An 11,371-nucleotide genomic window follows, 5' to 3' on the forward strand; every position below is an offset into this window, starting at 1 on the left:
TTGATCGTGCAAAACGCCTCGTTGCCGCAGCAACGTCATGCCCAGACCACACTGGACCAGTTGCACGCCACCATTGAGCGCGAAGGGCTGGGCAGTCCGGCGGTGATTGTGGTGGGGGATGTCGCAGCAAATGCTGTTTCAATGAATCAACCAGAAATGTACTTCGCGCAAAGAGGTTAGCCTCGTGCCCTTATCCACTTCGATGGACTGCATTTTGTCAATGATTTCATTTTGATTGATTGCCACTTACGGGCATATATGTTGCTTAGTGTTTACCACTAGAAGTGGGGCCGCTGCAGAGCTTGTGTCCCATCTAAATCTTTCAAAGGTTTAAGGCAATGGGCAACAAAATCGGCGTAGGGCGAAACGTATCACTTACGTCAACTTCCATCCTGGAAAGTGCAGCGGCTTTCGGTCGGTGGCAGTACTCGCCAAAGGCTGCTCGCATAGATATTTCCGAGATGGCTGCTGCGCTCCTGGACGTCACGGCGGCACATGATCTTGCGTTGGATGCCTGCTTCATCAACGTGGTGGAGGATGATCTCGTTGGGCTCATTGAGTTAGTCACCGGCGATCAGGCTCTGCAGGAGGCACGGTACGAATTTCGCGTCATTACGGCGAAGGAAGGGCTGCGATGGCTTCGATTAACGGTACTCCCACTTTCCGATGAGGAAGACCGGTGCGTTTACGGAATACTGACTGACATCACGCCCAGCAAGCATGCGGCCGTGCGAGAACGCCTTGCCTTTGAATTGACGGAGTATCTGGTTGGATCAAATCAGTTGAGCGAAGCCATCGTCAATGTCATACAACTTGTCTGCAAAAACCTTGGCTGGGAGTGGGGTGCCTATTGGGTCATGGAGGCGTCGCCACAAAATGAAGCCCAATTGAAGTGCAGGTACCAGTGGCACAGGACTGAATACAACCTGGGTGCATTTGGCCAGGCAAGCAATAGTCTGCTGATGTCGCCAGGCCAGGGACTGGTGGGGCTCGTATGGGAGTCCGGCAAAGCGCAATGGGTGGACGATATGTCGACCAATCCCAATTTTCTGAGACGAAAAAGCGCACAGACCTGCGGCTTGCTTTCGGGATTCATATTTCCGGTTACCTATGTTTCGGAGGGCGGTGAACGCCATAGCCCGGGCGTGTTGGAGTTCTACAGCTGCCTTTCTCGTCAACCGGAAGCGCAGTTGCCCAAACTGTCCGCAACGATCGGTGCACTGATTGCCCAAACGGCACAGCGTTTGGAAAAGGAAGCGGTCATCTACCGTTTGGCCCACATTGATGAGCTCACGGGGCTTTCCAATCGAACCCACTTTCATTCCCAATTGGCACAAAAGTGCGAGAGTGCATCCAGGCAGAAAGAGAGCTTTGGCCTGATGTTCATCGACCTAGATCGCTTCAAGCCAATCAATGACGCTTTTGGCCATGAGGCTGGAAACATTGTGCTGCGGGAGTTCGCACATCGGCTGACAGCCGTTGTGCCAGAAGGCGCGGTTGCAGGCAGATTGGGTGGTGACGAGTTCGCTCTTCTGGTTCCCTGCAGTTCAGACGAAGCCATATCGGAAGTGGCAGAACGCGTGCTGGAAATTGCGCGTATTCCGTTTGAATACCACGGGGTGGAAGTCACGGTATCCGCGAGCGTTGGTGTCAGCAGGTTTCCCGAAAGTGGTTTGACGGCTCCGGCACTTTTGCGCAGTGCGGACACTGCGATGTACCGCGTCAAACAAAATGGGCGCAATGGCTGCGATATTTCTTCGGCAAGCGATTCCAACAGCATTGCTCTGATGCAGGCCTCTCTGGCAAGGCGTTTGACATTCGAAACAGAACTTCACCACGCAATAGAAAACAAGGAACTGTTTCTCGTCTATCAGCCCATCTTTGACATCGCGAAGAGGCGATTACATGCGATCGAAGCGCTGGTGCGCTGGCGGCGTGCTGGCGGGGAGCTGGTTGCACCCGATATTTTCATCCCCATTGCCGAACAGAGTCACCTTATCGTGGAGATTGGACGATGGGTGATGGAGCAGGCTTGCGCGGACCTCTCCACGCTGTTCCAGGCGGACTTTCACGGTCTGAAGGTGCACGTCAATATGGCAGCTTCAGAGTTCACCAGCAATGACCTTCCAGATGTGTTGAGTGAACTGACGTCGGCACATTGCATTCCTCCTTCAAGCATTACGTTGGAACTCACCGAAGGCATGCTGATGAAGCGCTCTGAGCAAGTGATATCCGTGATGCACAAACTGCGGAACAAAGGTTTTGAAATAAGTCTGGATGACTTCGGAATGGGGCACTCCTCACTTGCGATGCTGAAGAATCTGCCCATCACATCGATGAAGGTGGATAGGTCATTTGTGCGCGACATCGCCACAAGCCAGAGCGACCATGCCATTGCAAAGACCATCGTGGCATTGGGAAAGCATCTGCAACTGGATGTCATTGCAGAGGGCATTGAAACCGAAGAACAACTCTCTCAGCTGAAGGCCGCGGGTTGTCATCTGATTCAGGGCTATTTGCTTAGTGAACCTCTGAGCCTGGTCAGCCTGATCGACAGCTACTCCTCATTCCATTTGTGACCCCACCAGCATGCTCACCTCAAAATTCGTCCAAAGCAGCCCGAAAGTCGATCCGAGCAAGTTGACCGGAGAGACATTTGCCACTCTCATCAATCTATCGGGGCGCAGACGGTTCACCTCGCAGCGTGTTGTTCTTTACGCTGTGCTGGCCAGCAACGAAGATCCAGGCGCACTGGTAACGGCAAGGGAAGCGTTGAAGCTATTTGCCGATGCGCACACCTCGCTGGTAGAGGGAACAGAAGCCCTGCCCGGAGTGTTCAGCTCAGAACTTCAGGCCGCATATTTCGGTCCGGAATCCGGAGACAAGAAGATCCGATCCTTCATTGAGTTGGCGGAACGTACTTTCACTGCGATTGAATCCAATTGGAGGCAGAAGGCGGACCTTCTGAAAGACCTCATAGCAAGCACAACGCCGTTGCTAGCCGTATTGAACAGCATCACTGCCATCTACGAAAAAGAAGCGCGTACCCATGCCAACTCGGTGAAGAACCAACTTCAAGACGTCATGAGTGAAATCAAAGACATATCCAAGCAAGCCCACATGGTTGCATTCAATGCACAAATCATTGCGGCGCGCGCCGGAAACGCGGGGCGAGAGTTCTCAGTCGTTGCCAATGTAATGACCAGCATTACTGCGGAAATTGACAAATTGGTGCAAGCGGCGCTTGCCAAGGCAGTGACCTAAATGTGGATGAGGTGACGCGAAGAGCAGGGTTCTGAACGCATTCGCACGGTCGTGGTGCAATTTATACTAGGATAAATTGCTTTCTTGTATCTCCTGACCTTCTTGGAAAGAAGACCTCCCTGACAGCAACAATTGGGGGGGAACGTGGGGCAGCAGTTCAATAAATTAGCCGAAAGACACATCCGGTTCATCGGCGAGCAGAGGATCTTCTTTGTCGGCACAGCGACGGAAGACAGTCGTGTAAATATTTCTCCCAAAGGCATGGACTCCTCTTGAGGGTTTTGGGTGATACGCGCGTAGCTTGGTTGAACGTTACCGGGAGCGGCAATGAATCATCTGCACATGTTCAGCGATCGCCGCGAACGATCATCATGTTCTGCGCCTTTGAGGGGCCACCATTGATCCTGAGGCTGTATGGCTCAGCCAAGGTCATTCACAACGGTGCCCCCGAGTGGAATGACCTATTCCTATTCCTCATACGATGTAACGTTGATTCGAAGGTTTTCGAGGCGTGTGACCTCAGCAACGCGAGCCGACGCTCCTTGCTCTCAATCTGCTTGGTAATGGCGGATTGCGAGCCACCGAGAGACGAATACTTGTGACCGAATGCGCCTGGTCGATTGCTCCAATTAGAGATCTCATTTGATCTTTTTCAAAGCCTTCCTGGAACTCAGCCTGCCGGACTGTTGACATTGCCGGGCGGCAATTAGTGCGGCGGATTCGCTGCACGGCCTAGGTTCCCGGTCGAGACGATGGTGGCAAACGCCCGCAGATGCTGCAAGTCAAATGTCATGAGGCCTGGCAGTGAATTGTCTCTGAAGCACAACCCGAGAGGTGCCCATTTCGGGGCGCCTCGTCTTGGGCTAGAACTGCGCCGCCGGGCGGATGTGGTTGCGCACCATGAACAATGCAATGAATACCAGCGCCATTGCACTGGCCAGCATCGTCAGGTATCCGCTGGCTCCCCCGGCGGTTATGACTGCGGCACCGGCAAATGCGCTCAGGATGGAGCCCATGCGACCAAAGGCCAGGCTGGCAGCGGTGCCGGTTGCGCGGACCGAGGTCGGATAGACAAACGCACACAGTGCATACATGGTGGACTGCACGGCGTTCACGAACAGGCCGTGAATGCCGAAGCCGAAGATCAGCAACTGCGAGTGTGTGGCGATGTCAATTGACTGCATCGCCACGGCGCTCAGGCTGGCGCCCAGGCAGCACAGCAGCAGGGGCCAGCGCGAACCATATCGGGTGATTGCAAACGAGCACACCAGCGCACCGATCACGCCGCCGAGGTTGTAGGCCGTAAGTCCTGAGCCTGCCACGCTTACCGGCAACCCGGCTGAGGTCAGCATGGTGGGCAGCCAGCTGAAGGCGCTGTACACCGTCAGCAGGCACATGAAGAACGCGCACCAGATTGCCAGCGTGTCCCAGCTGCGTCCCCCGGTGAAGAGCGCACGGAAGCCTGCCTTGGTTTCCTTGCGCTGCTCGGCGGCATCCACAAAGGAAGCATCTGGTTCCACGCTGCGTGCCATACGGCCCAACAGGCGCCGCAGTTCAGTCCAGCGAGCCGGGTGGCGTGCCAGGAAGCGCGGGGATTCGGGCAACATGGTTGCCAGAGCACCGGCGTAGAGGATGGGCAATATGCCTCCGATGATGAAGAGGCCGCGCCATCCGTAGGTGGGCATCACCTGCGCTGCAAACAGGCCAGCCAACATGCCGCCCAGTGGCACGCAAACAATGGTGGCGGTGACTGCAACAGTCCGGTTGCGCGCGGGTGCAAACTCGGCCGTCATGGTTGTGGAGGTTGGCAGCGCACCGCCAATTCCCAGACCCGCCAGGAATCGCAGTATGGCGATGGCCATGATGTCGGGTGCAAAGCCGATGCAGCAGGTTGCCAGCCCGAACACCAGCACGCTGCAGATCACCGCCCAGCGGCGCCCGAACCGGTCTGCCAGCAAACCGGCGCAGGCACTGCCAACTCCCATGCCAATCAGTCCTGCGGCAACTACCGGAGTAAAGGCCGCCTTGGTGATGCCCCATTCCTTCAGGATCACCGGGATTGCGTAGCCGATGAGCTGGCCATCGAACCCATCCATCACGATGGACAGCGCGGCAAGGAATACCACGAATTTCTGAAAGCTGGTGAACGGCCCGTTGTCGAGCTCCGTTCCTATGTCGGTGATTTTGGCCGTCACGTGGCGGGTGGGTTGTGCTGTGCCATCGGGCGTGCGGGCGCTGCCCAATGATTGACTTTGTTGCATGTGATGTCTCCTGGTTATATGTTTTTCCGAGGAATTTTTCCCCGGTTGTTGTCTGATGGTCAGCTGGTATGCGCGGCCTGTGTGCTGAGCTTCACCAGGGTTGCGAGCGTGGCCGTCAGGGGCACAGCCATACCGGATTTCGTGGCAACCCGAGCCACCTCTGCGTTGATGGACTCAATCTCTGTCTGCCGTCCCGCAAGCAAGTCCTGCAGCATGGACGGCTTGTGGTGAAGGTGGTGATCCATGGCGTGATCCAGCGTGCCGTGGACCGCTTCACTCACGTCAAGGCCCTGGCTGCTGGCAGTGGCCAGCACTTCGGATGCAATGGCATGGGCCAACTCCCGGCCCTTGGCGCTAGCTCCCAACTGGCCCACCGTGCACCGGGTCACGGCGCACAGGCTGTTCAGGGCGGCGTTGAAGGCAACCTTTTCCCAGATGGCTGCCTGCACATTGCTGTCGATGCAGCAGGCCAGGCCGGCCTGCTGCATGGCTGTGACCAGCGCGTGGAGCTGCGCGTCTGCCGTGCCAGTGGCGCCCGTCACACGGACATATCCCTTGCCGTGAGATTCCACATGCCCTGGACCAACCAGGTCGGCTGGAACGGTCGTCACACCGACTGCTATGCGCTCGATTGACGCGTATTGCGAAAGCTTCTCCGCATTGCCAAGACCGTTTTGCAGGCTGAGTACACGGGTGTCCGGACCCAGCAGATGTTTGGCGGAGTCCATGGCAGTCAAGGTATGCAGGGTCTTCGTGAATACGATCAACCAGTCGGGCACGGTGCGGGCATCTGTCGGGCGCGATATGGTGATGCGAACGTTGCGGTCACCCTGGTCCGTCACCAGATGCAGTCCATGTTCGCTTACCTGGCGGATATGGGCCTCGTTGATGTCCAGCAGGCTCACTTCATGTCCCGCTTCTGCAAGCTGGCCACCGAACAGGGAACCCATGGCGCCAGCACCGAGAACGCTGATTTTCATGGCAGTGCCTGCCTTCAGAACGGGTAGTGACGGTCGGTCGTCTGGATGGTGATCCAGCGAAGCTCGCTGAATGCCTCGACGCCGGCCTGACCACCAAAGCGGCCATAGCCACTGCCTTTGACGCCACCGAAGGGCATTTGCGCCTCATCATGGACGGTGGGACCGTTCACATGACAGATGCCGGACTCGATGCGTTGCGCCACACGCCAGCCGCGTGCGGTGTCCGACGTGAAGACTGCAGCGGACAGGCCATAGGGGTTGTCATTGGCGCAGGCAATGGCAGCTTCCTCACCGTCCACACGCACAATGGCCTTGACCGGGCCAAAGGTTTCGTCACTGTAGATCTTCATGGCGGGTATCACATGGTCCAGCAAGGTTGCCGGCATGAGCGTGCTGTCGGCCTTACCTCCGCAGACCAGGGTCGCGCCCTTGGCCAGCGCGTCGTCAATCAGGGAGTTGCAACGCTGCACCGTGCTCATGTCCACGACTGAGCCCAGTACCACGGGTCCCTTGCGCGGGTCGCCCAGGGGCAGTGCCTTGGCCTTGGTCGCCAGCTTTTCTACGAAGGCGTCGGCAATCTTGTTGTCGACCACGATGCGTTCGGTGGACATGCAGATCTGCCCCGAATTGGCGAAGGCGCCAAAGGCAGCGCCGTTGACCGCTGCGTCCAGGTCGGCATCGTCCAGCACCAGCAGAGGTGCCTTGCCACCGAGCTCCAGCACAGCAGGCTTGAGGTACTTGGCGCAGGTGCCCGCGATGATGCGACCGACGTGCGTGGAGCCTGTGAAGTTCACGCGCTTGACGGCTGGGTGGGCGATCAGGGCTTCCACCACGGCGGCAGCATCCGCAGGCGCATTGGTGACGAAGTTGACCACGCCTTTGGGCAGGCCGGCCTCCTGCAGCGCCTGGATGATGAGGCCGTGGGTTGCGGGGCACAGTTCACTGCCTTTGAGCACTACCGTGTTACCACAGGCCAGCGGCACGGCAATGGCGCGCACTGCCAGGATGACCGGTGCATTCCAGGGCGCAATGCCCAGTACCACGCCAGCGGGCTGGCGGGTTGCCATGGAAAGGCTTCCGGGCACGTCGGACGGAATGACCTGTCCGTTGATCTGGGTTGTCAGCGCGGCGGCTTCCAGCAGCATGCCAGCAGCCAGGTGGACATTGAATCCGGCCCAGATGCCGGAAGCGCCGGTCTCAGCCGCCATGGCCTGGGCAAAGGCGTCAGCCTTCGCTTCCAGCGCATGCGCTGCCTTCATCAGCAATGCGCGGCGTTCGCCAGGACCCGTGCGCGACCATTGCGCAAAGGCCTGCGCTGCGGCGTCCGCAGCGGCAATGGCATCTTCGGGTGAGGCAGCGGGCGCCATGGTAGCCACGGTTCCATCCAGCGGATTCTTCCGGGTGAATGTTGCGTTGCCTGTCGCCATTCGGGGTTCGCCGCCGATCAGCATGGAAATGGTTGTCATGGTCTTGTCTCCTGTTTTGGTTAGTGAAAGAGTGGGTGGATAAAGCGTTGGATTCAGATGACCTGCAGCTCGATCAGGCAAGGGCCTGACGTGTTCAATGCGTGACGGAGCTTGCCTTGCAGTTCGCTGGCCTCGGTCACACGCAGTGCTGGCATGCCATGGCCTTCGGCAAGGCGGACGAAGTCCAGGTTTGGCAAGTCGGTTCCCGCAGGCTTGACGCCGGCGGGATAGCCGAATACCGGCGCAAAATCCTGCAGCGCGGCGTATCGGCCGTTGTTCAGGATGACATAGGTGATGGGCAACTGCAGCTGGGCCGCCGTGTAAAGCGCCTGAATCGAATACATGCTGGAGCCGTCACCGATGAGCCCGATGACGCGTCCAGGCAGCTGTTGCTGCATTCGGCCCAGCGCCACGCCAACTGCTGCTGGCATGCCATGTCCCAGGCCGCCGCTGGCCATGGTGTAGAAGCTGTCGGCGCCTGGCATGGGCAGATACCTCTGCATGACAGCGCGCGAGCCGGGGGCCTCTTCGACGAAAACATCATGTGGCCCGCGTTCCTGATCCAGCGTCTGCAATGCGTATGCCTCCGACATCGGCGAGTTGGCCGTAACCGTGGGTGGAAGTGGGCGCCTGGCAGGAGCTGCACGAGAGGCGGGAGCTGTGAGACGCAATAGTTCTCCCACGGCCAGGTGCAGGCTGGAGATGACGCTGTTGCCCTGCGGTGTCCAGGAGGCCGTTTGCGGGTCATCCGTAATTTGCCACAGCACGCTTCCCGCCGGGATGTGGGGCCCAGTGCCTTCGACGTGGTAGCTGAAGGCCGGCGCGCCGAGGACAAGTATCAAGTCGTGGCCCTGAAGATGGGCCACGATGTGTTCGCGAATGGCGGGCAGAAAGCCGCTGAACTGAGGATGGCGCTCGGGGAAGCTGCAACGGGCGCTCATGGGCGCGGCAAACACGGCGGCCTGAAGCTGCTGCGCCAAGCGAACGACCTGGTCCACCGCGCCATCGCGATCCACACCGGCTCCAACCACGATGGCAGGATTGCGAGCGCTATTGAGGGCAAGGGCAACCCGATCAATGGCAGCGGGGTCTGGCGCTACGGACTGGCTGACCTCGCGGGCCTCCACCCAATCGGTCGTCTTGTCCCAATCGTCTGCCGGAATGGATACGAATACCGGCCCACATGGCGCTTGCATGGCGAGCCGGTAGGCCCTCGCCAGCGCCAGCGGAATATCCTCGGCCCGAGCCGGCTCCACCGCCCATTTGACATAGGGTTTGGGCAAATCGGTCGGGCTGGCAGCAAACAGGAAAGGATCGAAGGGCAGGATTGAGCGGGACTGTTGACCTGCGGTGATGATCATGGGGGTCTGGTTCTTGAACGCCGTGAAAATGTTGCCCATCGCGTGGCCAACACCGGCGGCTGAATGCAGGTTGACCATGGACGCATTGCGTGTGACCTGTGCATAGCCGTCTGCCATGCCGACCACCACGGACTCCTGCAGACCCAGCACATAGCGGAAGTCGGACGGGTAGTCGCGAAACATCGGTAGCTCGGTTGAGCCCGGATTGCCAAATACCGTGTCTATCTTCAGGTCCCGCATCAGCCGTATCACGGCCTCCCTGACGGTTGGACGAATTGCCGATGATTGGGGTGCGTGCAGGCTTGCCACTTTTTTGTTCATGGGTGCTTCATTAATAAAAGTGGCCGCAGTGTGCTCCTCTGCTTATCATTGGACAATAAAATAAACTTACTAAGTATTATTGATATGGCGAATATAGAAGGACTGGACCTCAATCTGCTTCGCGTCTTTGACGCGATCTATCGAACACGCAACATCAGTCGTGCAGCAATCGTGCTCGGGCTCTCCCAGCCCGCCACCAGCCAGGCCTTGATGCGCTTGCGTCTGGCACTGAGAGACCCCTTGTTCCACCGTGGACCGGGAGGCGTGATGCCAACTGAACGCGCGCAGCGGCTAGTGGCTCCTGTCCAGAGGGGGCTTGCAATCCTGGCTGCCGGGCTGGCGGAGGACGATCACTTCGACCCCCGCATCACGGTGGCGGAATTGCGGCTGCATCTGACTGACATCGGTGAGGCACGTTTTCTTCCGCGCCTGATGGAAACAATGCGGGAGCGTGCGCCACAACTTCAAGTGAAAGTTAGAGCCTATGAAGTTGCTGAAATTGCAGACGCCCTGGACGACGGCAGGTTGCACTTTGCCATTGGCTTTCTGCCCCACATCCAATCGTCGGCAAAAGTGGACCTCATTACCGATCGCTACAGTCTTCTGCTGCGCGCGGGACATCCCTTTTGCACCCGCCGAAAGAATGACAAAGTTAGTGCAGACGAGCTCGGTACGCTGGAGTACGCGGCGGTGCAGTCACACGGGCAGACCATGCGGATATTGCACGCGCAAAATCTGGAGCAAAGAATTCGGTTGGTCACATCCAACTTCCTCGCCTTGCCAGGGATCGTGCGTTCAACCGATCTGGCCGTACTGATGCCCAGGGCGATCGCTCTGACCTTTGAACCGCTGGACAAGTTTTGCGTACTGGAACCTCAAATCCCCCAGCGAGACTTCACGGTTTCGTTGCACTGGAGTCATCGTCACGAGCATGTGCCCATGCATAAGTGGGTTCAACAGGTGATGCTGGAGTTGTTCAAGAGTTAAAAGTTTATGTATTCGGCTAAAAAATATGGGCAACCTGGGCATGCTAATTTGGACGCAGCAACGGCCCAAGGCAAAGCACCAGCCATCGAATTCTGCACGTCAATGCGCCTAAATCCAATCTAGGTAGACAATGATTTGAACGGTGTTTCTGGTATCGAAGTTGCTGATGCAATACCGCGCTATGCCCCAATATGTAAAGACTTCGTTCTGGCGATAGCGACGCACGTTTGTGGGGCATCTTCAAGGGCGTTCGGATAGGCGACCTACTGCACGTCAGGCTATGCGTCAGACTACATTGCGGTGCCACTTTTTGAAATGCGGCCAGTTGCAGGCAGGCGGCCTTGATGCCGCACAGTCGGGGATCGGCATCCAGCGGGACCTGGAACCGCCTGGCGTTGTACATCTGCGGCACCAGGCAACACTCTGCCATACCGGGGACATCACCGATGCAGAAGATGCTTGCCTGGGGCCGCGTTTGCAGCATGCGCTCCAGAGCGAACATATCGAGGGCGACACACCCGTGCAAGCGGCAGATAACGCAAGCAACGACTCACATCGCGATGACGAGAGCGAAGACTTCACCGAAGAAGACTTGCGCCGCTTGCGAGGCGAGTTGCCCCTGGCCACCAAGGCCAAAAAGAAGTGGCGCAAGTGAACATTTGATAAAGAACGCAGCACCCAAAACGATCTGCATTCTTTTTAAGCAAACCGTGCAAAGCCAATAGGCATGA

At 57.8% G+C, this 11,371-nt stretch carries 8 protein-coding genes and 1 pseudogene; 5 read left to right on the forward strand and 4 right to left on the reverse strand.

Translation table 11 applies throughout. From position 1 onward, the window contains the following. The 3 genes and pseudogenes from AC1RMF_RS25995 to AC1RMF_RS26005 all read left to right on the forward strand — a co-directional run. Positions 1 to 180: pseudogene (locus AC1RMF_RS25995) on the forward strand (uroporphyrinogen-III C-methyltransferase); the annotation flags it as partial. Positions 181 to 338: 158 nt separating this feature from the next. After that, on the forward strand, positions 339 to 2,579 hold the full coding sequence (locus tag AC1RMF_RS26000) for an EAL domain-containing protein (protein WP_493145406.1): 2,241 nt from the start codon (positions 339 to 341) through the stop codon (positions 2,577 to 2,579). A gap of 10 nt (positions 2,580 to 2,589) precedes the next feature. Further along, on the forward strand, positions 2,590 to 3,264 hold the full coding sequence (locus tag AC1RMF_RS26005; protein WP_493145407.1) for a methyl-accepting chemotaxis protein: 675 nt from the start codon (positions 2,590 to 2,592) through the stop codon (positions 3,262 to 3,264). Positions 3,265 to 4,127: 863 nt separating this feature from the next. Here AC1RMF_RS26005 and AC1RMF_RS26010 read toward each other — a convergent pair. From AC1RMF_RS26010 to mdlC, 4 genes are read right to left on the reverse strand one after another with little or no spacing between them, the layout of a single operon-like run. Next, a complete protein-coding gene (locus AC1RMF_RS26010) occupies positions 4,128 to 5,525 on the reverse strand; it encodes an MFS transporter (RefSeq protein WP_493145409.1) in 1,398 nt (465 codons plus the stop codon). 59 nt (positions 5,526 to 5,584) lie between these two features. After that, positions 5,585 to 6,505, reverse strand: a complete 921-nt coding sequence (locus tag AC1RMF_RS26015) for a ketopantoate reductase family protein (RefSeq protein ID WP_493145410.1) — start codon at positions 6,503 to 6,505, stop codon at positions 5,585 to 5,587. A 14-nt stretch (positions 6,506 to 6,519) separates the two neighbouring features. Next, positions 6,520 to 7,971 carry an aldehyde dehydrogenase gene (locus AC1RMF_RS26020; RefSeq protein WP_493145411.1) on the reverse strand — a complete coding sequence of 484 codons (1,452 nt, stop codon included), beginning with the start codon at positions 7,969 to 7,971 and terminating at the stop codon, positions 6,520 to 6,522. A gap of 53 nt (positions 7,972 to 8,024) precedes the next feature. Then, positions 8,025 to 9,653 carry a benzoylformate decarboxylase gene (gene mdlC, locus AC1RMF_RS26025; protein WP_493145412.1) on the reverse strand — a complete coding sequence of 543 codons (1,629 nt, stop codon included), beginning with the start codon at positions 9,651 to 9,653 and terminating at the stop codon, positions 8,025 to 8,027. Positions 9,654 to 9,701: 48 nt separating this feature from the next. Here mdlC and AC1RMF_RS26030 point away from each other — a divergent pair, with 48 nt between their 5' ends. Then, entirely contained in the window at positions 9,702 to 10,640 is a 939-nt protein-coding gene (locus AC1RMF_RS26030; RefSeq protein ID WP_493145413.1) for a LysR family transcriptional regulator, read from the forward strand. Between the two features lie 280 nt (positions 10,641 to 10,920). Further along, positions 10,921 to 11,295 carry a hypothetical protein gene (locus AC1RMF_RS26035; protein ID WP_493145414.1) on the forward strand — a complete coding sequence of 125 codons (375 nt, stop codon included), beginning with the start codon at positions 10,921 to 10,923 and terminating at the stop codon, positions 11,293 to 11,295. Positions 11,296 to 11,371: the final 76 nt, after the last annotated feature.

The organism is Rhodoferax sp. GW822-FHT04A08 (genome assembly GCF_058801025.1).